Source organism: Nonomuraea sp. NPDC049378 (genome assembly GCF_055586745.1).
Window position 1 is genome coordinate 1 of the sequence record NZ_JBVJHP010000003.1, and the last position, 24,433, is coordinate 24,433.

Genomic DNA, 24,433 nt, shown 5'->3' on the forward strand with positions numbered 1-24,433 from the left:
CCCCCCCCCCCCCCCCCCCCCCCCCCCCCCCCCCCCCCCCCCCCCCCCCCCCCCCCCCCCCCCCCCCCCCCCCCCCCCCCCCCCCCCCCCCCACCACGCGTCAGAAGTCGAACTGGTCGATGTTGGAGGCGTCGAAGGTGAACGGCGGCCCGAGGATGACCTCACCGTTCTCGCCGATCGTGCGCTCCCCCAGCTTGCCCGCCTTGAACGTCTCGCCCTCGGCCCCGGTGATCTGCCCCGACACCAGCGCCGCCGCCGCGTACGACGCGAGATAGCCCAGGTCCTTCGGGTTCCACAGGGCGAACTTCTCCACGGTCTTGTCCTTGACGAACTGCCGCATCTGGTTGGGCGTGCCCAGGCCGGTCAGCACGACCTTGCCCTTGTACTTCGAACCCGAGATGTAGCGGGCCGCGGCCGAGACGCCGACCGTGGTGGGCGAGATGATGCCCTTCAGGTCGGGATAGGCCTGCAGCAGGCCCTGCGTCTCGGTGAAGGACTTCTGGTCGTCGTCGTCCCCGTAGGCGACCTTGACCAGCTTCATGTCCTTGTACTCCGGCTTGGCCAGCTCCTCCTTCATGAACTCGATCCAGGTGTTCTGGTTGGTCGCGTTGGCCGTGGCCGACAGGATGGCGATCTCGCCCTTGTGGTCGATCATCTCCGCGAGCAGCTGCACCTGGCTGCGGCCGACCTCTTCGGAGCTGGCCTGGTTGATGAACAGGTCGCGGCACTGCGGCGCCGCGTCCGAGTCGTACGACACGATCTTGATGCCCTTGGCGCGGGCCTGCTGGAGCGGGCCGCAGACGGCGTTGGCGTCGTTGGCGGCGATGAGGATCGCGTCGTGGCCCTGCTGGGTCAGCGTGTTGATGTAGGAGATCTGGGACGACGCCGACGCGTCGGACGGGCCGACCTCCTTGGCCTCGCCCTTGAACTCCTTGGCCGCCTCGATCCCGGCCTCGTCGACGATGACTTCGTACGGGTTGTTGATCTGTTTCGGCAGGAACGCCAGCTTGATGCCCTCCTTGAGCGGCGCGTCGGGGTTCGCCGAGGCGGCGGCCGAGGAGGCGGGGGCCTCCTGGGGAGCGGCGGTGACGGACGATCTCGTGGTGCCGCCGCAGGCCGCCACGCCGAGGACGAGCAGCGTGGCGACGGCGGTGAGGCGCATCGGGGTCATGGTGTTCCTTTCAGGGCCGGCCTGATGAGGGAGACGAGGCGCGGGGTGAGCACCGACACGATGAGGAGGAGCCCGGTGACGATCGACTGGATCTCCGTCGACACGTCGCCGAGCATCAGCAGGTTGCGGAGCAACCCGATGAGCAGCACTCCGGCGATGACCCCGCCCAGCGTGCCCTTGCCGCCGTCGAAGTCGACCCCGCCGAGCAGGACGGCCGCGATGACGGCGAGCTCGATGCCCAGGCCGTTGTCGGCGCGGGCGGAGCCGTACCTGAGGGTGAAGACGACCCCGGCGAACGCCGCGACCGTGCCGGAGACGACGAAGAGGAGGAGCTTGATGCGCTTGACGCGGATGCCGGAGAAGAACGCGACCTGCTCCTGCGCCCCGATGGCGTAAAGCGAGCGGCCGAAGCCGGTGGAGTGCAGCACCACTCCGACGATGACGGCGAGCAGGATGAACAGCGCGATCGGGTACGGGATCGGCGTGCCGGGCACGTCGTCCACGGCCAGCGCGACGTAGCCGGGCGGGAACTGGGCGATGGCCTTGTCTCCGAGCACCACGTACGCCAGGCCACGGTAGAGGGCGAGCGTGCCGATCGTGACGGCCAGCGAGGGAAGGCCGAGCCGGGTCACGAGCAACCCGTTGACCAGCCCGCAGGCGGCGCCGACGAGCACCACGAGCGGGATGATCGTCTCGATCGCCATGCCGCCTTCCCACATGGCGCCGACGAGCGCGCTCGACAGGCCGAGCACGGAGGCGACCGACAGGTCCACCTCGGCGGCCACCACCAGCATGGTCATGGCCAGCGCGATGAGCGCGATCTCGCCCAGGTCGCTCAGCGCGAACGACAGGTTGCCGGTGGTCGCGAAGCCGGGGGTGGTGAAGGAACCCGCCGCGAACACGGCGACCAGCAGCGACGCCACCAGGACGTCCCACCGCAGGACCCTGCCCATGACGGAACGGCCGCCCGCTTGGTCAGCCATGACGGCTCCTGTTCCTGAGCAGGCGGGCCACCCTCATGGCCAGCACCCGGTCGACGCTGATGGCGAGCAGGAGCAGCGCGCCGGTGATGGCCTGCTGCCAGAAGGGGTTGACACGGAGCACCACCAGGGCGCTGCCGATCGTGGTGAGCAGCAGCGCGCCGAGTGCCGCCCCGTAGACGCTGCCGACCCCGCCGGTGATCGCGACGCCGCCCACCACGACCGCGCTGATCACGATGAGCTCCCAGCCGTTGGCGGAGTCGCCGATGACCGTCCCGAACCTGGCCAGCCAGAGCACGCCCGCCAGCCCGGCCAGGCAGCCGCTGACGAGGTAGGCGGTCAGGACACGGCGGCGCACCGGCACGCCGGCCAGCCTGGCCGCCTCGGGGCTGGAGCCGATGGCGTAGAACTCCCGGCCGCTCGGGTAGGAGCGCAGGTAGTAGCCGATCAGCAACATGACCACGAGCGTGATGAGCGGCAGGTACGGAACACCCAGCACCGACCCGTTGCCGAGCGACAGCAGCGCGGGCGGCAGGTCGACGGCGTTGATCTGGCGGCCGTGCGCGATGTAGTGGTCGACCCCCTGGATCACGTAGAGCGTGCCGAGCGTCACGACCAGGGCCGGGACCCGGCAGAAGCTGACGAGGAGCCCGTTGAGCAGGCCGCAGGCCGCGCCGACGGCGATCCCGAACACGACGCCGGGCACCAGGCCCCAGCCGCTCGCGAGCACGTCGGCGGTGACGAACGCGACCAGCCCCACCACGGAGCCGACGGACAGGTCGAGGTTGCGGGTGATGACCACGACCGACTGCCCGACGGCCAGCAGGGCGAGGATCGCGGTGTTGAGCAGGATGTCCTCGATGCCCTGCCCGGACAGGAAGTTGGGGTTGACCGCGCCGGTCACGCCGATGAGCAGGGCCAGGGCGATGACCAGGCTCAGCTCGCGGGCCCTGAACACCAGGTCGACCAGGCTCCTGGCGCTGCGCCCTCCGGGGGACTGCTCGGAGGGCGCGGCCACCGTGGTGGTGGGTCCGGTCACGCGGCCCTCCCGGTCGCGGCGCTCATCACGCTCTCCTCGGTCGCCTCGGCCCTGGGGATCTCGGCGGCCAGCCGGCCCTCATGCATGACCAGCACCCGGTCGGCCATGCCGAGCACCTCCGGCAGCTCGGAGGAGATCATGAGGACGGCGATGCCCTGGCCGGCCAGCTCCGACAGCAGCCGGTGCACCTCCGCCTTGGTGCCGACGTCGATGCCGCGCGTCGGCTCGTCCACGATCAGCACGGACGGCTCGGTGGCCAGCCACTTGGCCAGCACCACCTTCTGCTGGTTGCCGCCGGACAGCACGCCCACCCCGTCGGCCAGCCGGGCGAACTTCAGCTGCAGCCGCAGCGCCCAGTCCCCGGCCCGGTCGCGCTCGGCCCCGCGGGAGATCGTCGGGCCGCGGCGCAGCTCGCGCAGGCCGGTCAGCCCGATGTTGCGCTCGATCGACAGGTCCATGACGAGCCCCTGCTGGCGGCGGTCCTCGGGCACCAGGGCCAGCCCCGCGTTCATGGCGGCCGTGGGGCTGCCCGCGGGCAGGGTGACGCCGTCCACCGTGACGGACCCGGCGTCCCAGCGGTCGATGCCGAAGACGGCCCTGGCCACCTCGCTGCGGCCGGCGCCGACCAGCCCCGCCAGGGCGACGATCTCGCCCCTGCGCACCTCGAAGGACACGTCGGTGAACACGCCCTCGCGGGTCAGCCGCTCGACCCTCAGCGCGACCTCGCCGACGGCCGCCTCCTCCTTGGGGAACAGCGTGGCGACCTCGCGGCCCACCATGCGGCGGATGAGGTCGTCGTGCGTGAGGCCCTCGACGGGCTCGCTGGCGATCCAGGCGCCGTCCCGCAGGGTCGTGACCCGCTGGCACAGGGTGAAGATCTCGTCCAGCCGGTGGGAGATGAACAGCAGGGCGCAACCCTGCTCGCGCAGCGCCTGCGCGACCGAGAACAGCCGGGTCACCTCGTGGCCGGAGAGCGCGGCCGTCGGCTCGTCCATGACCAGCACGCGGGCGTCCCTGGAGATCGCCTTGGCGATCTCGACGAGCTGCTGGTCGGCGATGGACAGCCCGCGCGAGGGCTGCTCGGGGTCGAGGGCCACGCCGAGCCGCCCGAACAACTCCCTGGTACGCGCGTGCATGGCCCCGCGGTCGATCCTGCCGAGGCCGCGCCGGGGCTGGCGGCCCATGAAGATGTTCTCGGCCACGGACAGGTCGGGGAAGAGGGTCGGCTCCTGGTAGATGACGGCCACGCCCGCCTGCTGGGCGTCGGCCGGTCCGGCGAACTCGACCGGCTCGCCCCCGAGCAGCACCTGGCCGCTGTCGGGGCGGTGCACCCCCGCGAGCGTCTTGACCAGGGTGGACTTGCCGGCGCCGTTCTCCCCCGCCAGCCCGTGCGTCTCGCCGGCGAACAACTCGATGGAGACGTCACGCAGCGCGCGCACGGCGCCGAACGACTTGCTGACGTTCGCCAGGGCCAGCGTGGGGGGAACGGCCATCCATCCTCCCGACAACAAACGTTTTAACGGGTGGCTGTCCGGAATCTAGGCGCTGTGTCCAGCAAGCGTCAATGCCTTGCTCCAAGGTATGACGGCATTGTGATTGCTACGTTTTAATCACGTCGGGGACCTGGCGGAACACGGCCCGCCGCCGGCTTCGACCGGGCGGCGGCGCGAGCAGACCGGCCTCACGGCGATACCGGCCGGGCGACATGCCGTGCTCCCGCTTGAAGGCGTTGGCGAAGGCGTACTCCGAACCGTAGCCGACCTGGGCGGCGATCTCCCCCAGCACCGCGTCCGACTCCCGCATGAGCCGGGCGGCCATGGCCAGGCGCCACCAGGTCAGGTAGGTGAGCGGCGGCTGCCCCACCAGCGCCGTGAACCGCCTGGCGAAGGCCGACCTCGACAGGCCCGCCCGTTCGCCCATCTCCTGGACGGTCCACGGATGTGCCGGATCCCGGTGCACGGCGTCGAGCACGGCGCTGATCCCCGGATCGGCCAGGGCCGCCGCCCAGCCGCCGACCTGGCAGCGCCCCGGCTCCGCGGCGAAGCAGGCCCGCAGGATGTAGAGCAGGAGCATGTCCAGGAGCGACGTCACGATCGTGTCGGCGCCCCCGCCCGGCCGCCGGACCTCCGTGCTCAGCAGGCCGATCGCGGCGCTCAGCTCGGCGTCCAGGCCGAGCGCCCCCGGCAGGTGCACCAGGTCGGGCACGTCGGCCAGGATGGGATGGGCGCGGCTCGTGTCGAACCGGTAACCACCGCACAGCAGCACCGTCGCCGCGCCCGTGCCGCCGAACGAGTCCGCGGCGAACAGGCCGAGCTCATCCTGCAGCGGGTCGCACGCCGGCTCGGCCAGCGGGGTGGACGCCGAGTCGGCCATGGCGTAGCCGTGCCCGCGCGGGAAGAAGAGCACGTCACCCGCCGACAGCGCGACCGACTCGCCGTCCGGTGGGATCAGCCGGCCGGTCCCCTCCAGGACGACCTGGAACCCGGCCGAGCCGGGGACCGCCGGGAACCGCTGGCCCCAGGGTGCGTGCCACGCGACGCGGGCCGCCCGGGGGCGCCCTGTGCGCATGAGCGCGATCACGTCACTGAGCACGTCCATAACCCAGGAGTTTAAGACGATGACGTATGAAATACGCGCTAATGGCGCATTGGATGTCTCGATGGGCGCTCCTACGGTTGCTTTGCGACGAAAGGAGCGCTCTATGGGTGCGGTTCTGGTCACCGGGGCGACCGGCACGGTCGGCAGCCAGGTGGCGAAGCAGTTGCGGGCGGCAGGCGCCGAGGTCACGCCCCTGACGAGGACCCCTGCGGGGGGCCGTACGGGTGATCTCAAAAACCCCGGATCGTTGCCTCTCGACGGGGTGGAGTCGGTGTTCCTGGTGTGGCCGTTCGCGACGGCCGAGGGTGCGCGGGCGGTGGTCGACGTGCTCGCCGCGCGTGCCCGCCGCGTGGTCTACCTCTCCTCCGCCGCGGTCCGCGAGCACGAACGCGAGGTCGAGCGGCTGATCGAGGAGTCCGGGCTGGAGTGGACGTTCCTGCGCCCGCACGCCTTCGCGGCCAACGCGCTGCGGTGGGCCAGGCGGCTCAGGGCCGGAGTCGTGCGCGCGCCGTACGGCCGGGCCGCCATGGCTCCGGTGCACGAGCGGGACATCGCGGCGGTCGCCGTACGGACGCTGCTGGAGGACGGCCACCACGGCGCCGCCTACGTGCTGACCGGCCCTGAGCCGATCACCCAGGCCGGCCAGGTGGGCGTGCTCGCCGAGATCGCCGGATTCCCGGCGCGCTGGGAGGAGGTCCCGCCGCACCATGCCCGCGCGGAACTCCTGGCCGAGGGGTGGCCCCCGCTCGCGGTGGACGAGGCCCTCCAGGCTCAGGCCGCCCTGGTGACCGCCCCGCTCCCGGTCACGCGGACGGTCGAGGAGGTCACGCGGAGCGCCGCCCGCACGTTCCGCGAGTGGGCCGCGGAGCACGCTACGGCCTTCCGCACCGCCCCCGTACCGGCCGGCACCATGCGCGCCGCCCGGATCCACGAGTTCGGCGGCCCGTCTGTGATCCGGCACGACCGGATCCCGGTGCCGCGGCCCGGCCCGGGAGAGGTGCTGATCGAGGTGGCGGCCACGTCCTTCAACCCGGCCGAGATCGGCCTGCGCTCCGGCCTGCTGACCGAGATCTTCGGGACGAGCCTGCCGCGCACCCTCGGCTGGGACGTCTCCGGAACCGTGCTGGAAACCGGCGCGGACGTCACCGGCCTGGCCCCGGGCGACCGCGTGTTCGGCCAGGTGGACGGCGCCGCGGCCGAGTACGTGACCGCGCCCGCGAACATGCTGGCCAGAGCCCCGGAGAGCATCCCGCTCGCCCACGCGGCCACCATCCCGGTGGCCGGGCTCACCGCCTGGCAGGCGGTCCACGAGCACGCCCGCATCACCAGGGGACAGCGCGTGCTGGTCAACGGCGCGGGTGGCGGCGTCGGCATGTTCGCTGTCCAGCTCGCCCGGCTGGCGGGCGCGGTCGTGACGGCCACGGCGAGCCCGCGCAGCGCGGCGGCGGTCAAGGGGTACGGCGCCGACGAAGTGATCGACTACACCGCCACGCCGCTGCCCGACGGCATGGACGTGCTGCTGAACCTGGCCGCCGTCCCTCCGCGGGACGCCGCCGCGCTGGCCGGGCTCGGCCGAACGGTGGTCACGATCGCCACCCCGATCGAGGGCGGCACACACTTCGTGACCCGCAACGACCCCGGCCAGCTCGTTCAGCTGGCAGCCCTGGTGGACCGGGGAGATCTGGTCGCCGGCCCGTCCGAGTGCCACCCGCTGGCGGCGCTGGCGGAGATCCACCGCAGGGCGGAGTCGGGGCGGACCCGCGGGAAGATCGTCATCACGCCGGTCTGAAGTGCCGCAGGACCTCCGGGTTGGCCATGGCGTCGGGATTGGCCGCCTGCTCGACGGGCGCGCCCAGCAGGATCTTGCGTACGGGCACCTCGAGCTTCTTGCCCGACAGCGTGCGCGGGATGCCCGGCACGGCGTGGATCTCGTTGGGCACGTGGCGGGGCGACAACTCCTTGCGGAGGGCGTCGCAGAGGGCCCGCTGGAGCGGCTCGGTGAGCTCGGCCCCTTCGGCGAGCGTGACGTACAGCAGCAGCCGCCCCTCCTGGCCGAGCTGCCCGGTGTCGATCACGAGGCTGTCGGCGACCTCCTCGAACCGCTCGACGACCCGGTAGAACTCGCTGGTGCCCATGCGGACGCCGCCGCGGTTGAGCGTCGAGTCGGAGCGGCCGTAGATCACGCAGCTGCCGTCCTCGTTGATCTTGATCCAGTCGCCGTGCCGCCACACGCCGGGGTAGACGTCGAAGTAACTGCCGAAATAGCGCTCACCCGACGGGTCGTTCCAGAACTTCACCGGCATCGACGGCATCGGCCGGGTCACCACCAGCTCGCCCACCTCGCCGACGACCGGCTTGCCCGCGGGGTCGTACGACTCCACCTTCGCCCCCAGCGACCGGCACGGGATGATGCCGGCCCTGACCGGGTGGAGCACGGTGGCCCCGACGAAGCCCGTGCACACGTCGGTGCCGCCGGAGAACGACCCGAGCGGGATGCCGGGCAGCTCGGCGGCCAGCCACGTGAACCCCTCGGGCGGCAGCGGCGACCCGGTCGAGCCGACGCCGCGCAGCTTCTCCAGCCCTTCCGGATGGAGGCCCGCCTTCTGCGAGGCCATGATGTAGGGCGCCCCGACCCCGAAGTAGGTCACGTGCTCGGAGTCGGCGATCCGCCACAGCGCCGCCGCCGACGGATAGGTGGCCGAGCCGTCGTACAGCACCGGCGTGGCCCTCACCAGCAGGGCTCCGATGAGGTAGTTCCACATCATCCAGCCCGTGGTGGTGTACCAGAAGAACACCTCGCCCTCACCCATGTCCTGGTGGAAGGTGAGCGACTTGAGGTGCTCCAGCACGACGCCGCCGTGCCCGTGCACGATCGGCTTGGGCAGCCCGGTCGTGCCGCTGGAGTAGAGGATCCACAGCGGGTGGTCGAAGGGCACCCGCTCGAACTCCAGCGGGCCCTGCTCGGCGCGCAGCCCCTCCCAGCCGATCACCTCGCCGTGCGGCGGCTCCGCGGCGTGCGGGGAGGCAGGCTCGGCCTGCTGCGGCGCGTGGCCCTCCCCGGCCGCCGCCAGGTAGGGGATCCACACGGTCGCGCGCAGCGACGGCAGCGCGGCGGCGATCTCGTTGACGGCCGCGGAACGGTCGTAGCTCTTGCCGTTGTAGTGGTAGCCGTCGACCGCGATGAGGACCTTGGGCTCGATCTGGGTGAACCGGTCGACCACGCTCGGCACGCCGAAGTCGGGCGAGCCCGCCGACCAGATCGCGCCCAGCGAGGCGGTGGCCAGGAAGGCGATGAGGGCCTGCGGGATGTTGGGCACGTAGGCGGCCACCCGGTCGCCGCGCCCGACGCCGAGGCGGCGCAGCCCGGCCCGCACGCGGGCGACCTCTTCGCGCAGCTCGGCGTGGCTCATCTCCTGGCGGGCGCCGTCCTCCGAGACGAACACCAGGGCGGCGCCCTCAGTGCCGTCAGTGCTGCGCGGGCGCAGCGCGTTCTCGGCGTAGTTGAGGGTGCTGCCGCCGAACCACGTGACGCCGGGCATCGCGCCGGACAACACCGGCCCGTCGCCACGCTCGCCGATCACGTCGAAGTAGTCCCAGATCGACGTCCAGAACTGTTCGGGGTTGTCGACGGACCACCGCCACGCGTCCTCGTAGTCGGTGGGCCGCCCCAGCCACTCCAGGTAGCGGGTCAGCCTGGCCGATGCGACGACCTCTTCGCTCGGCTCCCAGACAAGCTCGCCCTCAGCAACCATGTGTCCCATCCTGTCGCTTGATCAACGGAAAGTCATACCCGGACTTCCCCACAAGTTGCTACTTCCTCAGGTGGTCCACCGCCATACGCGCGGCCGTGCCGATCACCGCGTCGGCGCGCGGCTGGTTCAGCGCGGTGCTGAAGGAGCGGGTGAACACGGCCACCGCGTAGCGCCTGCCGTCGGGATATTCGACGACGCCCGATTCGGTGCGCAATGTCGGGGCCGTGCCGGTCTTGCCGCTGACGGCCACGTCGTCGTACGGGAAGCCGGAGGCCAGCCGGTGCGGCCAGACCTGCTTGTTGAGCGCCGCGCGCATCCAGGCGCACGACTCGGCCGAGGCCGCCTCGTCCCGCCAGATCAGCCCGAACAGCTCCGCCATCTCGCGCGGGGTGCTCCGGTTGGTCCGCTCGGGGTCGAGCGCGCTCAGGCGGGCGATGTCGTCGGGGTCGACGAACGGCCACGGGTGGCCTGCGTCGTCACGCATGCTGTCGTTGAACTCCTGGCAGCTCTGCAGGACACGCGTGCCGCGCAGCCCCAGCGCCGCCAGCATCGTGTTGACCGCCTCGCGCCCGACCTCGGCCAGCAGCACGTCGGCGGAGCCGTTGTCGCTCACCGCGATCATCAGGTACGCCATGTCGCGCAGCGAGAGCGTCACCTCGTCCAGCATCGCCGAGATGCCCGTCGGCCCCGACGACCGGCCGGTCGCCGGCACGGTCATCCGGCCGGCGGGGTCGAGCAGCCCGGCGTCGGCCTGCCGGCAGAACTCCACCAGCAGCGGCACCTTGAACATCGACGCCGTGGGCAGCGGCACGTCGGCCCCGTGACCGATCTCCCGGCCCGAGTCGACGTCGACGGCGTGCAGCCAGCCGTTCACGCCGGCCGCCCTGAACAGGGCGTCGAAGTCGGGCGTGCTCACGTGCCCTCCTTCACCGGCCGCGCCAGCGGGTCGCGTCCGCGCCTCATGCCAGCATCCCCGGCCTGCGGCTGATCCGCCGTGCGGGTACGGCGCCCTCGTCCGTCATCCCCGCTCTCTCCTTCAATGTCCGTACGGCCACGGCGGAGAAGTCGCCGATCAGGTCGTTGCCGGACGCCGTCGCCATGCGCCAGGCCGTGGAGACCCGGGACATGATCGGCGAGCCTAGCAGCGGCCGCCAGGCCAGCCCCGAGAGCTCCGCCTTCGGCCCGAACGCCACCGCCGCCCCGGCCAGGACCAGCCCGAGCCCGGCGCCCTGGTGCACCTGCGCGGGGACGAAGCCGTGGCGCCGGCATTCCGACAGCACCTCGGCGTGCAGCCCCGGCTCGCCCTCCTTGGGTGGCATCACCAGCTCGCGTCCCGCCAGGTCGGCCAGGTGCACCTCGCCGACGGCGGTCAGCGGGTCGCCCTCGGCCAGCAGCACGCCCTGCGCCTGCACGAGGATCCGGCCGTACTCCAGGCCGGGCGCGGAGACCGGATGGCGGACCAGGCCGACGTCGATCGTGCCCTCCGCCAGCGCCGTCACCTGGTCGGCGGTCCAGATCTCGGCGGGCGCGAGGCGTACTTCCGGCTTGATCTCGCGGAAACCGGCGACGAGCGCGGCGATCGCGGCGGCGGCCAGGTCGGGCGGGACGCCGACCTTCAGCACCGTGCCCTGGCCCTGCCTGGCCAGCTCGTGCAGCCGGTCCACCCTGGTCACGATCTCGCGGGCCTCGCCCAGCAGCAGCCGGCCGGCCTCGGTGAGCCTGACCTGGCGGGCCGAGCGGTCGAACAGCCGCACGCCGAGCTCCTCCTCCAGGCGCTTGATGCGCTGGCTGAGCGGCGGCTGCGCCATGCCGAGCCGGATCGCGGCGTTGCCGAAGTGGAGTTCCTCCGCGACCACGGTGAAGTAGCGAAGGTGCCGGACGAGGTCCATGAACAGCAACTATATCCAGATATATATCCATTGAGCGGTCATATCAGTATTGGACACCACCACTCCCGCTCTGGTGTCCTCTCCGTCATGGCACCACAAACGGGGACAAACTATGCCTACCTCCGGCCTGAACAACCGCCGCGGCGCCGGAGCCGGCGATGGCCGTGGATCGTGGCGGGACTGCTCGTCCCGGTCGTCGCGGCCGGCGGCGTCATCTGGGCGCTGCGTACGGAGGGCTCGCCGGAACGGACGGCCGACGAATATCTCGCGGCCTGGTCAGGCCAGGACTACGCGGCCATGCGGGAGCGGGTCGTCGACCCGCCCGCCGACTTCGAGCGCCGGCACCGGCGCTTTCTCACCGACCTCAAGGCGACAAGGGCCGGCTTCCACCGTCCCGAGCCGACAGGCGTCTTCGCCCGCTCGGCCGCCGACGGCGACGGCGTCGTCGGCTTCGTCGCCCAGGTGACCGGGAAACACGACTGGCGCTACAGCGGGGCGCTCAAGCTCGTCGAGAGCGGCCGTACCTGGAAAGTGGCCTGGACCCCCGCCGCCCTGCACCCCCTGCTGAAGCAGGACCGCTCGCTGCGGGCGGTCACGGAGCAGGGCGACGGGCCTCCGGTCGTGGCCGCGGACGGCACCGCCATCAGCACCCCGGACGCGCCCGGCTCCGTGCAGCAGCTCGTCGAAGGGATCAAGCAGACCTTTCCCGACCGCTTCCAGGCAGCGGAACGCACCAGAATCGACCTGTACGAAGGGGACAAGGTCCTCCAGACGGTCGTGAAACCCGCCGGGAAGCGGCCGCTGAGGACCACGATCGACCTGAAGGTGCACCGGGCGGGGGCCCGGGCGCTCGAAGGCGTGTCCAAGCCCCGCTCGCTGGTGGCGCTGCGGGCCTCGACCGGAGAGATCCTCGCGGCGATCAACGCGCCCGGCGGGTTCAACCGGGCCCTGCTCGGCAAGTATCCCCCGGGCTCGACCTTCAAGGTCGTGACGGCCTCCGCCCTGGTCGCCGACGGGACCGAGCCGAGCGAGAAGGTCGCCTGCCCCGCCGAGCGGAACATCGGCGGCTTCCCGTTCCACAACGCGGGCTACGAGGACTTCGGCACGCTGCCGTTCCGTGACGCGTTCGCGCATTCGTGCAACACCACGTTCGGCGAGCTCGCCGTGGCCGAACTGAACGGCGGCCGGCTGGGCGAGGTCGCCGGGAGCTTCGGCTTCGGAGTCCCGATCACGCCCGGCGTGCCCGCCGTACGGGCGGAGTTCCCCGACCCGAAGGACGACACCGACCTCGCCTCCGCCGCCATCGGGCAGGGCAGGGTGCTGGCGAGCCCGCTGAACATGGCGTCCGTCGCCGCGGCCATCGCCTCCGGCGCGTACATCCCGCCCAGGCTCGTCAAGGACGAGCACATCCCCGACGCGCAACCGTCCCGGCCGCGCCCGCTGGAGCGAGAGGTGGTGGCGGCGCTGCGCAAGCTCATGCCCGCCGTCGTCACCGACGGCACCGCCCACGCCGTACGGTTCCCGGCCGGCACGGCGGGCAAGACCGGCACCGCGGAGTACGGCTCCGGCAAGGAACCGCCCGCGCACTCCTGGTTCATCGGCTACCAGGGTGACCTGGCGTTCGCGGTGGTCGTCGAGGGCGGCGGCGCGGGCAGCGCGGTGGCGGCTCCTATCGCGGCCCGCTTCCTCGACGCCCTGCCCTGACCCCCGAGGTACGGCCGGCCGGGAGGGAGGTCAGCCGGCCTTGCGGTCGAGAGGGGACGTGAGGCCGGCGACCGCGGCCACCACCTCCGAGGCGTTGGACAGGTCGGGCAGCACGATGTCGGCGCCCGCGTCGCTGAGCTCGGCCGCCGTCGACCGCCCGGAGGCGATCCCGATCATGGCCGCGCCGCCGATCTTGGCGGCCTGCACGTCACGAGTGGAGTCGCCGATCACCACGGTGTTGGCCGCGGTGAACGGCACTCCGAGACGCTGCTTGGCCCGCGACTGCGCGACCTGCAGCAGCGTCGCCTTGGGATAGACCTCCTCGCCGTAGCCGCCGAGCTCGAAGTCGATGTACTTGTCCAGCTTGAACGCCTTGAGCTTGTGCGCGGCATTGCTCTTGATCGTGCCGGTCAGCACCGTCTGGACCACGCCGTCGAGCTTGGACACCGACTTGAGCGCGTCTTTCGCCCCGGGCATCATCCGGCCTTGCTCGGCCAGCCGCCCGCGCCGGTCGGCGAACGCCATGGCCAGCGCCGCCAGGAACCTGGGCAGGTGGGCGTCCTCGGCCTGGACGCCGTTGACGGCCAGCGTCTCGAAGACGATCTCGGAGTCGGGGCGGCCCAGCGGGGGAACGAGCTTGACCAGCGGTCGCCCGGTCACGAGGCGGAACGCCTCGGCGTAGGCGTCCCTGGTCACGATGGCGACGTCGACCAGGGTCAGGTCGACGTTCCAGAGCACAAGGCGGTTGATGGCGGCCTCCTGAGGGGGGTGATCCCTGCCAAGGGTACGGCCGCCACCGGGCTCAGGGCCCGCGCCCGGGCGATTTTCGTATGCCCCGAGCATGCCTGAGCATGGCCCGAGCGCTGTCTAGGCGTGGTCAAGGGCGTCGGCCAGGGTGTCGACCACCGGCAGGCCGGTGCTTTCGAGCTCGGCCCTGGTCGTCATGCCGCCGGTGTAGAGGACCGCCCTGGCTCCCACGTGCTTGGCGGCGAGCCCGTCGTCCACGCTGTCGCCGATCACCAGGATGTCGCTGGGGTCGATGCCGAGCGTCGCGATGTGCGCGGTCATGTGGGCCGCCTTCTCGCCGCCGGTCAGCCCGAGCAGCCCGTCGATCCTGGTGAAGTGCCGGGTGATGCCGAACGAGTCGACCTTGGGCACCAGATGGGCGTGCGGCGCCATCGAGCAGAGCGACTGCGTGCCCGTCCAGCTGGAGAGCACGACCTCGGCGCCGGCGGCCAGCCGGCAGCTGTCGCACAACCGGTAGTAGTGCTCGTGGAACCCATCGTTGAGCAACTGCCACTCGCCCTCGGTCAGCGGGCGGCCGAGCAGGCGCTCATAGGCGAGCCAGACCGGGCGCGTGTAGACGGCGCGGAATCCGTCGGCGGTCATCGCAGGCAGGTCGTACGGCTTGAAGACTTCGTTGGTGGCTTCGACCACGGCGTCGAGATCGTGGAAGAGGGTGCCGTTCCAATCCCAAACAATGTGCTTTGTCATGTCATGACCAGCATAGTGGGCCGGCGTGACATTCCACGGAACGTGCGAAGGCCGCGGCCGGCCGGCCGCGGCCTTCGCCGGCGTGCCTCAGCCGCAGGCCTTGGCGGTCATGCCGGAGCCGTTCTGGCCGCCCCGGCCGCCGTTCCACCGCACGGTGGCGGTGCCCCAGGCGCACATGTTGTTCGCCCAGATCATGTCGCCCCAGTGGCGGCCCCCGTTGCCGGCCTTGTAGGAGAAGGTGTCGTAGCGTCCGTCCCTGGCGTAGACCTTGGTGACTCCTCCGCTCCCTGAAAAAAGCGGCTTCTCGCCCCGCTTACGCGGGAGACGACGGCCAAGCCCTGACCGATGCCCGAAAGCACAAGCACCATCCTATCCGCAGGAGGCGACGGTGTCCGAGGTTCTGCCACTGAACGCCCGGGCCTTGGCGGCCCTCCCGCTCCCGATTCCCCCATCGCCTGAAGGCGACGGTCCCCTCAGGAGGCTCTGATGGTGCCGATGGTGCCGTTGGCACGGCTCTTGATCTTCGCGGTCTTCACCGCGCGGCCGTTACTCACCGAGAAGTTCGGGGATCTCCTGGGTCGCGTACCACATGAGCTCGTGGGCCTCCGCGCCGTCCACGGTGAACTTCGCGTCGTCGTCGCCCGCGTCGGAGGCCGGCAGCGCGGCGATCGCGGCCTCGATGTCGGCCACCGCGTCGTGGTCGTCGACGTGCACGGCGGCCACCTTGGCCAGCGGGACCGGCCCGGCGAGGCGCACCCTGCCCCGCTCCTCGAGACCGACGCCGGCGGACACCTCGCGGTCCGGCACCTCGGCCGCCACCACGACGCGCCTGGGCGCGGCCTTCCCGCCGGCGCCGGCCAGCATGCGCAGCGAGGCGCGGGCCGCCTCGGTGAGCGCGACGTATTCGAGCTCCTCGGTGTCGCCCGAGGCGTACCACTCGGTCAGCGCGGGGGTCACCGCGTAGCCGGTCAACGGGGCCGGACCCACCTCTCCCGCCTCGACCGCCGCGGCCAGGGCAGGGAGAGTGCACGGCAGATAGACGCGCATGACGTACCTTTCCACGCTTTCGCCAGGGCCCGGCCATCGGGAAACCCGAGCCACCAGACCGACACATTACTGGTGACTCCTCCGCTTCCTGAGGGAGCGGCTTCTCGCCAAGCCGCTTGCGCAGCCTGGCGAAGGGCAAGCCCTGCCCTCAAGATGTTGATCGCCGTGTTGACGTCGGCGTGCGCGGCATGCCCGCACGCCGTGCAGGCGAAGTCGGCTCGGGTGACGCGGTTCTCCTTCGCGCTGTGCCCGCCACGATTCCCGGCAGGCTGTCAGGCCCGGCGCAGCGTGAGGCGGAGGAGGGACTCGAGCTCCGTGATGGTCGACTCCGCGTCGCGGTGATGGATGCCGGCGATGCCGAGGGCGCGGGCGGCCAGGATGTTGGCCTCGATGTCGTCGATGAACACGCACTCCTCGCCGGGGAGCCCGATCTGGCCGAGGGCGTGGTGGAAGATGCGCGGCTCTGGCTTGCGCATGCCGACCTCGCCTGAGATCACGACCGCGTCGAAGAGGTCGTCCCAGCCGTCGCGGGCATACGTGTTCGCCCAGGAGTTGGAGAGCAAACACGTTTTAAGGCCATTTTTCCGCACGTCGCGGAGCACGTCGTACATTGCCTCGACCGGCTCGAACCCCGCGAACATCCGATCCAGCAGCCCCTCCGGCACCGGCGGCACCCCGTCGAGCGTGAGCAGCCGGGCCGCGAGATCGCGCTCGAAGGCGGGACCGTCGAGCTCGCCGCGTTCGAGCGCGTGGACCGTGCTCTCCCCCGCGCCGTCGCCGTAGGCGTGATCGACCATCTCGCGCATCACGACGTAGTAATGGTCGGCGTCGATCCGGTCCTCGCGAATCCACCTGCCGATGGAGTCGGACAGGCTCGTCGTGAGCACCCCGCCCCAGTCGATCAGCACACCCGTGACCACGACCACCTCCAGGCTCGAACGTCGTTCCAGAATAGGGCGTCCCGCGGCCCGCGCTCACGCCCGGCCGCGCGGCACCACCAGCCCCGTCTCGTACGCGGCGACGACCGCCTGGGTCCTGTCACGCAGGCCGAGCTTGTTCAGCACGCGGCTGACGTGCGTCTTGACCGTCTCCTCCGTCACCAGCAGCCGCCCCGCGATCTCCGGATTGGACAACCCCTCCGCGACCAGTCTCAGCACCTGCGTCTCGCGCGGGGTGAGCCTGGCCAGCTCCGCCACGGGAGCCTCGCCCCTCGGGCCCTGCCGGGCGAACTCGCTGATCAGCCGCCGGGTGACCGCCGGAGCCAGCAGCGCCTCGCCCGCGGCGATGACGCGTACGGCGTCGAAGAGCCGCTCGGCGGTGACGTCCTTGAGCAGGAAGCCGCTGGCCCCCGCGCGCAGCGCGTCGTAGACGTACTCGTCGAGGTCGAACGTCGTCAGGATGAGCACCCGTGGCCCGCCGGGCCCCACGAGCAGCCGGGTGGCCTCGATGCCGCCCATGCCGGGCATGCGCACGTCCATGAGCACCACGTCGGGCGACCGCTCGTGGCACACCCGCACCGCCTCGGCGCCGTCGGCGGCGGTGCCGGCGACCTCGAAGTCCGGCTGGGTGTCGAGCAGCTCGGCGAACCCGGTGCGCACCACCAGATGATCGTCGGCGATGACGACACGGACCTTGGAGCCACTCATCCGCTCGGTCGTTCCTTTCCCGGGAGGCGTTCGTCACTGCGTGGGAGGCGGGCCTCGACGAGGAAACCCCCGCCCGGCGCGGGCCCCGTGTGCAGGTCGGCGCCGACGGCCGCGGCGCGCTCGCGCATGCCCGCCAGGCCGTGACCACCCTGCCCGTCACCCTGCTCATCACCCTGCTCATCACCCTGCTCATCACCGGGCTCATCACCGGGCTCATCACCGGGCTCAATACCGCGCGGTCCCGGCCCGTTGTCGCGGACGCGCAGCCGCACGACCTCGTCACCGTAGTCGAGCTCCACGTCCACGGCCGCGCCCGGGGCATGCCGCCGCACGTTCGTGAGAGCCTCCTGGATGATCCGGTACGCGGCCAGTTCCACCCCCGGGTCGAGCTCTGCCGGAGTGCCGCGCAGGACGAGCCTGGTGACCGTGCCCGACGCCTCGCGCGACGCGTCGAGCAGCTCGTTGAGCTCGTGCAGGCGCAGGCCCGGTTGAGGCCGCCAGGCCGGCTCCGCCTCCGCGTCCTCGCGCAGCACGCCGAGCAACCGCCGCATCTCGGTCAGCGCCGCCCTGGCGGTGTCGCCGATCGCCAGCAGCCTCTCCGCACCGGCATCGGGCATCCCGGGGACGGCGAGCCGGGCCGTTTCCGCCTGCACGGCGACCATGGAAATGTGGTGGGCGACCACGTCGTGCAGCTCGCGGGCGATACGGGCGCGCTCGCCCCTGGCCGCGTGCTCCAGCAGGCTCTCCGACATGACCTGCCGGGCCGCCGTGTCGGCCATCGCCCGGCGGCGGGCCCGCCGCGCGATCCCGGCCAGCGCGGCCGCCGGAGCCGTGCACGCCGCCAGCAGGGCGAGCATCCACGCCTGGCCGTCCGTACGACCCGCCACCGCCAGCGCCACCGCCAGCAGCGGGAACGGCGCCACGGCCAGCACGGCGGGGACCGGCGACCCGTGGCGGCCGGACCGGTGGGCGGCGATCAGCTGCGTGACCGCGCCCGCCACGGTGAACGTGTCGAAGGCCGCGATCGACATCACCGCCGCCGCGCAGGCGACCAGGGCCCCCGCGAGCGGCTGCGCCCACAACAGCGGCAGCGGGAGCGTGGTGGCCAGCGCGAGCAGCGGCAGCACGATGACCTGGGCCGGATCCGGCACCCCCGGACCCGCCGGGTCCGTGGCCGGAGGGGCGCCGGCAGGGGTGCCCGCAGGCCCGTCCGGGGTGCCCGCGGGCACGCTCACCGTGTCGCCCATCACCGGCTGCGTCGACGAGAACGCCAGCGACTCGGCCACGGCGAGCAGTGCCGTCAGCACGCCGGTCGCCAGGGGCGCATACGGTGCCAGCGCCGTGCACGCGGCCGGGATCCGGCGCACCCACGCCACCCGCCCGCCGCCCGCTCGCTTCACGCAAGCCATTGTCACCGTCGAGCGGCCCGCCGCCATCCCTCGTACGAGGGACGGGCCGTAGCGGGCGTCAGGGAGGTCGGAGATGGCTCCGTCGCGTGACGACCGGCACGGGGCCCGCTGCCTAGTCTGCCTGGCGTGGAAGCAACCATCGAAGTCTCCGGGCTGCGCAAGCGGTTCGGCGCGACCCAGGCTCTGGACGGGATGTCGTTCACCGTACGGCCGGGCCAGGTCACCGGTTTCGTCGGCCCCAACGGTGCGGGCAAGTCCACCACCATGCGGGTGGTGCTCGGCCTGGACACCGCCGACGAGGGCAGGGCACTGGTCGGCGGGCGGCCGTACCGGAGCCTGCGCACCCCCTTGCTGCACGTCGGCGCGCTGCTCGACGCCGGTGCGCTGCAACCGAGCCGCACCGCGCGCGACCACCTGTTGTGGCTGGCCCGCTCCCAAGGGCTGGGCGCCGGCCGGGCCGACGCGCTGCTGGCGCGGGTCGGGCTGGCCGCCGCGGCGAGACGCCGCGCGGGCGGGTTCTCGCTGGGCATGCGCCAGCGGCTGGGGATCGCCGCGGCGCTGCTGGGCGATCCGCCGATGCTCATGCTGGACGAGCCGTTCAACGGCCTCGACCCCGAGGGCATCGTGTGGATCCGCGGGCTGCTGCGGTCGCTGGCCGCCGAAGGGCGGGCCGTGCTGGTGTCCAGCCACCTGATGAGCGAGCTGCAGGACACCGCCGGCCACCTCGTGGTGGCCGGCCGGGGCCGGGTGGTCGCGGACACCAGCGTGGCCGACCTGATCGCGGCCGCGTCCGGCGGCCAGGTCACGGTCCGCACGACGGCACGGGAGCCCGCGATGTCGGCGCTGGCCGGAGCGGGCGCCACGGTGACCGTCACCGGACGTGACACGCTCACCGTCGCGGGGCTGGCCGCCGAGCACGTCGTACGGCTGCTCGGCGACCAGTCCGTGCCGTTCTCCGAGGTGAGCGCCCACCGGGCGACGCTGGAGGAGGCGTACCTCGACCTGACCAGGGACGCGGTCGACCACCGGGGGGCCGCGCGATGACCGCCGTCACCCCCTACCGCTCGGACCTGCGAGCCGGGCGGGACGGGTTCTGGCAGCTCGTACGCGCCGAGTGGACCAAGTTCCGCACCGTTCGCGGGTGGGGGGCCGGCGTGGCGACCGGGGCGCTGCTCGTCGTGGGCCTCGGGTTGTCGTTCGCCGCGGGCAGCCACGCCTCCTGCAGCAAGGGGCCGGTGGAGGTGCCCTGTCCCGTCCCTCCGCTGGGCCCTGGCGGCCAGGCTGTGGAGGACCGGTTCTTCTTCGTCCACCAGCCGCTGGACGGCGACGGCGCCATCACCGCGCGCGTCACCTCCATGACCGGCCAGATCCGCAAGCCCGACGCCACCCCTGGCGTCAGGAACGTGGTCGAAGGTGTCGTGCCCTGGGCCAAGGCCGGCCTCATGATCAAGGAGAGCACGGAGCAGGGCGCCTCCTACGCGGCCGTGATGGTCACCGGCGGCCACGGCGTGCGCATGCAGCACGACTTCACCGAGGACGTCGCCGGCCGCCCCGGCGGCGTCTCGCCGCGATCCCCGCGCTGGCTGCGGCTCACCCGGTTGGGTGACACGATCACCGGCGAGGAGTCACCCGACGGCAGGCGGTGGACCCGGGTCGGCACCGCCCGCCTGGAGGGGTTGCCGGCGCAGGTCCGCATCGGGCTGTTCGCCGCCTCCCCCGGTGACCTGACGATCTCGCCGAACGCCGCCGGCGGGTCCATCGCGGCGTCCCGCTTCGCGGAGGCCACCGCCGTCGCCGACCGGGTCAGCGTGCGCGGCGCCGGCACCGGCGGCACGTGGAAGAGCGACGACATCGGAGTCACGATGGACCTCGACGGCGTGACGCCCCATCACCCGGGCAGGCTGGAGCGCTCCGGCGGCACGTTCGCCGTCACCGGAGTCGGGGACGTCGCGCCCCTCACGGGCGGGAGCACCGTCGAGCGCACGCTGACCGGCGCGATGGCGGGGCTGATCGCGGTGATCGTCGTGGGGGTGCTGTTCGTGACCGCCGAGTACCGGCGGCGGCTGATCCACACCACGATGCTGGCCAGCCCGCGACGGGGCCGGGTGCTGGCGGCCAAGGCCGTGGTGGTCGGCTCGGTGACGTTCCTCGCCGGGCTGGCCGCCGCCGGCGTCACGCTGCCGGCCGGGCGGCGCATCCTGAGCGGCAACGGCGTCTTCACCCAGCCGGTCCCCCTGCTCACCGAGCTGCGCGTGATCGCTGGCGTCGCCGCGCTGCTGGCCGTGGCCGCCGTCCTCGGCCTGGCGCTCGGCGCGCTGTTCCGGCGCAGCGCGACGGCGGTCATCGTGGCCGTCGCGGCCACCCTCGTCCCGTACGTGCTCGCGATCCTGTCCTTCCTGCCGGAGAGCGTGTCGGAGTGGCTGCTGCGGATCACGCCCGCGGCCGGGTTCGCGATCCAGCAGAGCGTGCCCGAATATCCGCAGGTGATCGCCCACTACGCGCCGGTGGCCGGCTACTACCCGCTGGCGCCGTGGGCCGGCTTCGCCGTCCTGTGCGGCTACACCGCCGCCGCCCTCGCCGTGGCCGCGTACCGGCTGCGCGGGAGCGACGTATGAGACACGCCGTGTACGCGGAGTGGACGAAGCTGCGCACCGCGCCGGGGCCCGGGTGGCTGCTGGCCGGGACGGCGGTGCTGACGGTGGCGCTGAGCGCTGTGGCGGCCTCCTCCGTGACGTGCGCGTCGGCGGGCTGCGGCCACGACGCCGCCAGGATCGGCCTGCAGGGCGTCCAGCTCGGCCAGGCGACGGTGGCGCTGCTGGCCGTGCTGATGGTGTGCGGCGAGTACGGCACGGGCATGATCCGCACCAGCCTCGTCGCGATGCCGCGCCGCACCACCGTCCTGGCCGCCAAGGCCACCGTGCTCACCGGCCTGACGCTGGCCGCGGGGACCGCCGGCGTGCTGGGGTCGGTGCTGGCCGGGCGGCTGCTGCTCCCCGGCAGCGGGTTCACCCCGGCCCACGGCTACCCGCCGCTGTCGCCGGCCGACGGCCCGACGCTGCGCGCCGCCGCCGGGTCCGTGCTCTATCTGGCGCTGATCGCCCTGCTCAGCCTGGGCCTCGCCACCGCCGTACGAGACTCCGCCGCGGCCACGGGCAGCGTGCTGGGACTGCTCTACCTGTTCCCGCTCGCCGTACGGATGGTCGCCGACGAGGGGACGCAGCGGTTGCTCTGGCAGCTGTCGCCGGCCAGCGCCGGGCTCGCGGTCCAGGCCACCACCGACGCCGCCGGCCTGCCGCTCGGCCCGTGGGCGGGGCTGGGCGTGCTCGCCGCGTGGGCGGCGGCCGCGCTGCTGGCCGGCGGGCTGCTGCTGGGCCGGCGCGACGCCTGACCGCGGTTTCGGGACCGAACGGAACCACCCATAAATGCCCGTATTTTCGATCGCTAGGGTGATTTTCCAGCGTTAGGACGCTACCCGGAAAGGACCGCCGTGCGGACGACGATCCTGATCACCTCCAGCAGCCCGAATCCCTCCCCCGGCCAGTGGCAGGCCCCCGGACCCGAACTCTTCGAGTTCGCGCCGATCCTCCCCGGCGGGCCGCACTGGTTCACCAAGCCGGTGCTGATCGCCCTGCTCAGCTCGGCCATCGTCATCGCCCTGTGCTGGGCCGCGTTCGCCCGGCCGAGAGTCGTGCCACGCGGGCGCCAGAACCTCGGCGAGTACGTCTACATGTTCGTACGGGAGCAGATCGCCAAGCCCAACCTCGGCCAGGACTCCGACCGGTGGATGGGCCTGCTCCTCACGATCTTCCTGACCGTGCTCGTCTGGAACCTGATGGGCATCGTCCCGTTCGTTCAGTTCCCCGTCTCCGCGCACATCGCCTTCCCCCTGGTGCTGGCGCTCACCGTCTACGGGATCAAGCTCTACCTCGGCGTCAGGCACCACGGCCTGCGCGGCTACCTGAGGGGCATCGTGCACCTGGAGGGCCTGCCCGGCTGGGCGTACGGGCTCTACACCCCGATGATCCTGGCAGAGGTGTTCATCACGTCGCTGTTCACGCATTTCGTGCGGTTGTTCGCGAACATGTTCGCCGGCCACATCATCGTCGCCTTCTTCAGCTCGGTGGGCTTCTGGTTCCTGTTCGAGCGGCTCACGCCGCTGGGCGCGGGCATCGGCGTCGTCGGCGTGCTGGTGACGATCGTGATGACCGCGTTCGAGATGTTCATCCAGTTTCTGCAGGCATTCCTGTTCGCCATCCTGGCCGCGATGTTCATCGCCAGCGGGCTACGCGGCTCGCACTAGCTCCAGCGACGGGGTCATCGGGCGCTCACCGATCGAGGGCCGGGCGTCAGCCGCCGGAGACCCGGGCGGCCAGCTTGCGGTGCTCGGCGGAGCGCAGCACGCGGGCCGCCTCCTCGGCGGAGGCGACGGGGGCCTCGGCCAGCAGGCCCTTCGACTGCTTGAGCGTGAGCAGCCTGGTGACCGACTGGTCGAGCCGCTGCTCGGAGATGCGGCCCGACTTCACCGCCGCCAGCACCGCCCGGTGGGCCTCGGGCAGGTCGTTGGGCATGAGCAGCAGGTCGGCGCCGGCCAGCACGGCACGGACCGCCACCTCGCCGTCGTCGTACTTCGTGCGCGCCCCGCCCATGTTGAGCGCGTCGGTGGAGATCACGCCCTTGAAGCCCAGCTTCTCCCGCAGCAGGCCGGTGAGGATGGGCTTGGACAGCGTCGCCGGGTCCCCCGACGGGTCGAGCTTGGGGAAGACGATGTGGGCGCTCATCACGGCGTCCACGCCCGCGGCGATCGCGGCCTTGAACGGCGGCGCGTCGATCCGCTCCCATTCGGCCCTGGTGTGCTTGATCACGGGCAGCCCGCTGTGGCTGTCGACGGTCGTGTCGCCGTGGCCGGGGAAGTGTTTGGCCGTGGCGGCGACCTTCGCGTCGTCGAAGCCCTTGACCGCCGCCGAGACCATCTTGGCCACCTTCTTCGGGTCGTCACCGAAGGCCCGCCTGCCGATCACGGGGTTTCCCGGGTTGACGTTGACGTCGGCGACGGGCGCGAAGTCGAGGTTGACGCCGAGCGCCCGCAACTCCCGGCCGGTGGCCGCGGCCACGGCCCGCGACAGCGACGGGTCCTTCTTCGCGCCGATCTCGCCCGCGCCGGGGAAGTCGGTCATGAGCGCAGACATCCGCGACACCGGGCCGTTCTCCTGGTCGGTGGCCACCAGGAGGGGAACGCCCTTGGCCGCGCGCTGCATGCCGTTGGTGAGATCGACGACCTGGCGGGAGCTCCTGACGTTCTGCGGGAAGAGGATCACGCCCCCGAGGTGGTATTTCCTGATCACCTTGGCCGGGGTCTGGGCGCCGTAGCGGGCGTGGTTCTCCCCCGACACCGAGGAGGCGGAGGTGCCGTAGAGAACGGGCATGAACAGCTGGCCCACCTTCTCCGCGACGCTCATCCCGGCCAGCGCGCTCTTGACGGGATCGGGCTTGTCCGGCGTCTGGGGCGGGCGCTGGGGGGTGGACCGCGTGGGCGGCGCCGCCTTACTCCCCGGCGGTGTCGTGCCCGCCGAACCGCCGCCACCGGCGCACGCGGCGAGCGCGATCGTCAGGATGCCTGCCGTTGCGATGCGTCGAGGGGAGTGAGGCATGCCTCCTAAGGTATCCGTGCGACGACCCGGCCTGGCCGCACGCCCGCGGCCCGTCC

Annotated in this window: 21 protein-coding genes; 6 read left to right on the forward strand and 15 right to left on the reverse strand. The window is 72.1% G+C overall.

The window, feature by feature from the left end; all coding sequences use genetic code 11:
* Positions 1-100: 100 nt before the first annotated feature.
* The 5 genes from rhaS to ACZ6SA_RS07745 all read right to left on the reverse strand — a co-directional run bounded on the left by rhaS (position 101) and on the right by ACZ6SA_RS07745 (position 5,788).
* Complete coding sequence (gene rhaS / locus ACZ6SA_RS07725; RefSeq protein ID WP_347643296.1) at positions 101-1,171, reverse strand: rhamnose ABC transporter substrate-binding protein; 1,071 nt, start codon at positions 1,169-1,171, stop codon at positions 101-103.
* Positions 1,168-2,154, reverse strand: a complete 987-nt coding sequence (locus ACZ6SA_RS07730; RefSeq protein ID WP_347643295.1) for an ABC transporter permease — start codon at positions 2,152-2,154, stop codon at positions 1,168-1,170. The genes rhaS and ACZ6SA_RS07730 overlap by 4 nt, the downstream gene beginning before the upstream one ends.
* Positions 2,147-3,190, reverse strand: coding sequence for an ABC transporter permease (locus ACZ6SA_RS07735; RefSeq protein ID WP_347643294.1), 1,044 nt, complete (start codon positions 3,188-3,190; stop codon positions 2,147-2,149). The genes ACZ6SA_RS07730 and ACZ6SA_RS07735 overlap by 8 nt, the downstream gene beginning before the upstream one ends.
* Positions 3,187-4,683 carry a sugar ABC transporter ATP-binding protein gene (locus ACZ6SA_RS07740; protein ID WP_347643293.1) on the reverse strand — a complete coding sequence of 499 codons (1,497 nt, stop codon included), beginning with the start codon at positions 4,681-4,683 and terminating at the stop codon, positions 3,187-3,189. The genes ACZ6SA_RS07735 and ACZ6SA_RS07740 overlap by 4 nt, the downstream gene beginning before the upstream one ends.
* A gap of 106 nt (positions 4,684-4,789) precedes the next feature.
* Complete coding sequence (locus tag ACZ6SA_RS07745; protein WP_347643292.1) at positions 4,790-5,788, reverse strand: AraC family transcriptional regulator; 999 nt, start codon at positions 5,786-5,788, stop codon at positions 4,790-4,792.
* Between the two features lie 103 nt (positions 5,789-5,891).
* On the opposite strand from ACZ6SA_RS07745, the gene ACZ6SA_RS07750 reads away from it, so the two are divergent.
* A complete protein-coding gene (locus ACZ6SA_RS07750; RefSeq protein ID WP_465827104.1) occupies positions 5,892-7,577 on the forward strand; it encodes an alcohol dehydrogenase catalytic domain-containing protein in 1,686 nt (561 codons plus the stop codon).
* On the opposite strand, the gene ACZ6SA_RS07755 is transcribed toward ACZ6SA_RS07750, so the two are convergent.
* The 3 genes from ACZ6SA_RS07755 to ACZ6SA_RS07765 are packed head-to-tail and all read right to left on the reverse strand — an operon-like array spanning position 7,564 to position 11,429.
* Positions 7,564-9,540: an acetoacetate--CoA ligase gene (locus tag ACZ6SA_RS07755; protein ID WP_465827106.1), complete on the reverse strand. Its 1,977-nt coding sequence runs from the start codon at positions 9,538-9,540 to the stop codon at positions 7,564-7,566. The two genes, ACZ6SA_RS07750 and ACZ6SA_RS07755, sit on opposite strands and share 14 nt — an antisense overlap.
* A gap of 58 nt (positions 9,541-9,598) precedes the next feature.
* Positions 9,599-10,456, reverse strand: coding sequence for a serine hydrolase (locus ACZ6SA_RS07760; RefSeq protein ID WP_465827107.1), 858 nt, complete (start codon positions 10,454-10,456; stop codon positions 9,599-9,601).
* A 43-nt stretch (positions 10,457-10,499) separates the two neighbouring features.
* The gene (locus ACZ6SA_RS07765; protein ID WP_347643288.1) at positions 10,500-11,429 is read right to left on the reverse strand and encodes a LysR family transcriptional regulator; all 930 of its coding nucleotides are present in this window, start codon (positions 11,427-11,429) and stop codon (positions 10,500-10,502) included.
* A 171-nt stretch (positions 11,430-11,600) separates the two neighbouring features.
* On the opposite strand from ACZ6SA_RS07765, the gene ACZ6SA_RS07770 reads away from it, so the two are divergent.
* On the forward strand, positions 11,601-13,133 hold the full coding sequence (locus ACZ6SA_RS07770; protein WP_465827109.1) for a penicillin-binding transpeptidase domain-containing protein: 1,533 nt from the start codon (positions 11,601-11,603) through the stop codon (positions 13,131-13,133).
* Between the two features lie 30 nt (positions 13,134-13,163).
* On the opposite strand, the gene ACZ6SA_RS07775 is transcribed toward ACZ6SA_RS07770, so the two are convergent.
* From ACZ6SA_RS07775 to ACZ6SA_RS07800, 6 genes are all read right to left on the reverse strand, one after another.
* A complete protein-coding gene (locus ACZ6SA_RS07775) occupies positions 13,164-13,871 on the reverse strand; it encodes an HAD family hydrolase (RefSeq protein ID WP_347643286.1) in 708 nt (235 codons plus the stop codon).
* Between the two features lie 129 nt (positions 13,872-14,000).
* On the reverse strand, positions 14,001-14,627 hold the full coding sequence (locus tag ACZ6SA_RS07780; protein WP_347643285.1) for an HAD family hydrolase: 627 nt from the start codon (positions 14,625-14,627) through the stop codon (positions 14,001-14,003).
* Positions 14,628-15,173: 546 nt separating this feature from the next.
* Positions 15,174-15,674: a DUF6912 family protein gene (locus ACZ6SA_RS07785; protein ID WP_347643284.1), complete on the reverse strand. Its 501-nt coding sequence runs from the start codon at positions 15,672-15,674 to the stop codon at positions 15,174-15,176.
* 272 nt (positions 15,675-15,946) lie between these two features.
* A complete protein-coding gene (locus tag ACZ6SA_RS07790) occupies positions 15,947-16,594 on the reverse strand; it encodes an HAD family hydrolase (protein ID WP_347643283.1) in 648 nt (215 codons plus the stop codon).
* Positions 16,595-16,648: 54 nt separating this feature from the next.
* Positions 16,649-17,320, reverse strand: a complete 672-nt coding sequence (locus ACZ6SA_RS07795; protein ID WP_465827111.1) for a response regulator — start codon at positions 17,318-17,320, stop codon at positions 16,649-16,651.
* Positions 17,317-18,720, reverse strand: a complete 1,404-nt coding sequence (locus ACZ6SA_RS07800) for a sensor histidine kinase (RefSeq protein WP_465827112.1) — start codon at positions 18,718-18,720, stop codon at positions 17,317-17,319. Before ACZ6SA_RS07800 ends, ACZ6SA_RS07795 begins: the two co-directional genes overlap by 4 nt.
* 135 nt (positions 18,721-18,855) lie before the next feature.
* Here ACZ6SA_RS07800 and ACZ6SA_RS07805 point away from each other — a divergent pair, with 135 nt between their 5' ends.
* The 4 genes from ACZ6SA_RS07805 (at position 18,856) to atpB (ending at position 23,029) form a co-directional block, all read left to right on the forward strand.
* Positions 18,856-19,773, forward strand: a complete 918-nt coding sequence (locus ACZ6SA_RS07805) for an ATP-binding cassette domain-containing protein (RefSeq protein WP_465827114.1) — start codon at positions 18,856-18,858, stop codon at positions 19,771-19,773.
* Positions 19,770-21,344, forward strand: coding sequence for a DUF1349 domain-containing protein (locus tag ACZ6SA_RS07810; RefSeq protein ID WP_465827115.1), 1,575 nt, complete (start codon positions 19,770-19,772; stop codon positions 21,342-21,344). The genes ACZ6SA_RS07805 and ACZ6SA_RS07810 overlap by 4 nt, the downstream gene beginning before the upstream one ends.
* On the forward strand, positions 21,341-22,117 hold the full coding sequence (locus ACZ6SA_RS07815; protein ID WP_347643278.1) for an ABC transporter permease: 777 nt from the start codon (positions 21,341-21,343) through the stop codon (positions 22,115-22,117). The genes ACZ6SA_RS07810 and ACZ6SA_RS07815 overlap by 4 nt, the downstream gene beginning before the upstream one ends.
* A 99-nt stretch (positions 22,118-22,216) precedes the next feature.
* The gene (atpB, locus tag ACZ6SA_RS07820) at positions 22,217-23,029 is read left to right on the forward strand and encodes a F0F1 ATP synthase subunit A (protein ID WP_465827116.1); all 813 of its coding nucleotides are present in this window, start codon (positions 22,217-22,219) and stop codon (positions 23,027-23,029) included.
* Positions 23,030-23,075: 46 nt separating this feature from the next.
* Here the strand turns inward: atpB and nagZ are convergent, their stop codons facing one another.
* The gene (nagZ, locus tag ACZ6SA_RS07825) at positions 23,076-24,377 is read right to left on the reverse strand and encodes a beta-N-acetylhexosaminidase (protein ID WP_347643276.1); all 1,302 of its coding nucleotides are present in this window, start codon (positions 24,375-24,377) and stop codon (positions 23,076-23,078) included.
* Positions 24,378-24,433 lie beyond the last annotated feature (56 nt).

Bases quoted from the DNA above. Each gene is read 5' to 3' on its own strand.
- ACZ6SA_RS07795 (WP_465827111.1), bottom strand. From the start codon at position 17,320: ATGAGTGGCTCCAAGGTCCGTGTCGTCATCGCCGACGATCATCTGGTG.
- ACZ6SA_RS07745 (WP_347643292.1), bottom strand. From the start codon at position 5,788: ATGGACGTGCTCAGTGACGTGATCGCGCTCATGCGCACAGGGCGCCCC.
- ACZ6SA_RS07810 (WP_465827115.1), top strand. From the start codon at position 19,770: ATGACCGCCGTCACCCCCTACCGCTCGGACCTGCGAGCCGGGCGGGAC.
- ACZ6SA_RS07740 (WP_347643293.1), bottom strand. From the start codon at position 4,683: ATGGCCGTTCCCCCCACGCTGGCCCTGGCGAACGTCAGCAAGTCGTTC.
- ACZ6SA_RS07730 (WP_347643295.1), bottom strand. From the start codon at position 2,154: ATGGCTGACCAAGCGGGCGGCCGTTCCGTCATGGGCAGGGTCCTGCGG.
- ACZ6SA_RS07815 (WP_347643278.1), top strand. From the start codon at position 21,341: ATGAGACACGCCGTGTACGCGGAGTGGACGAAGCTGCGCACCGCGCCG.
- rhaS (WP_347643296.1), bottom strand. From the start codon at position 1,171: ATGACCCCGATGCGCCTCACCGCCGTCGCCACGCTGCTCGTCCTCGGC.
- ACZ6SA_RS07755 (WP_465827106.1), bottom strand. From the start codon at position 9,540: ATGGTTGCTGAGGGCGAGCTTGTCTGGGAGCCGAGCGAAGAGGTCGTC.
- ACZ6SA_RS07780 (WP_347643285.1), bottom strand. From the start codon at position 14,627: ATGACAAAGCACATTGTTTGGGATTGGAACGGCACCCTCTTCCACGAT.
- ACZ6SA_RS07750 (WP_465827104.1), top strand. From the start codon at position 5,892: ATGGGTGCGGTTCTGGTCACCGGGGCGACCGGCACGGTCGGCAGCCAG.
- ACZ6SA_RS07765 (WP_347643288.1), bottom strand. From the start codon at position 11,429: ATGGACCTCGTCCGGCACCTTCGCTACTTCACCGTGGTCGCGGAGGAA.
- nagZ (WP_347643276.1), bottom strand. From the start codon at position 24,377: ATGCCTCACTCCCCTCGACGCATCGCAACGGCAGGCATCCTGACGATC.
- ACZ6SA_RS07785 (WP_347643284.1), bottom strand. From the start codon at position 15,674: ATGCGCGTCTATCTGCCGTGCACTCTCCCTGCCCTGGCCGCGGCGGTC.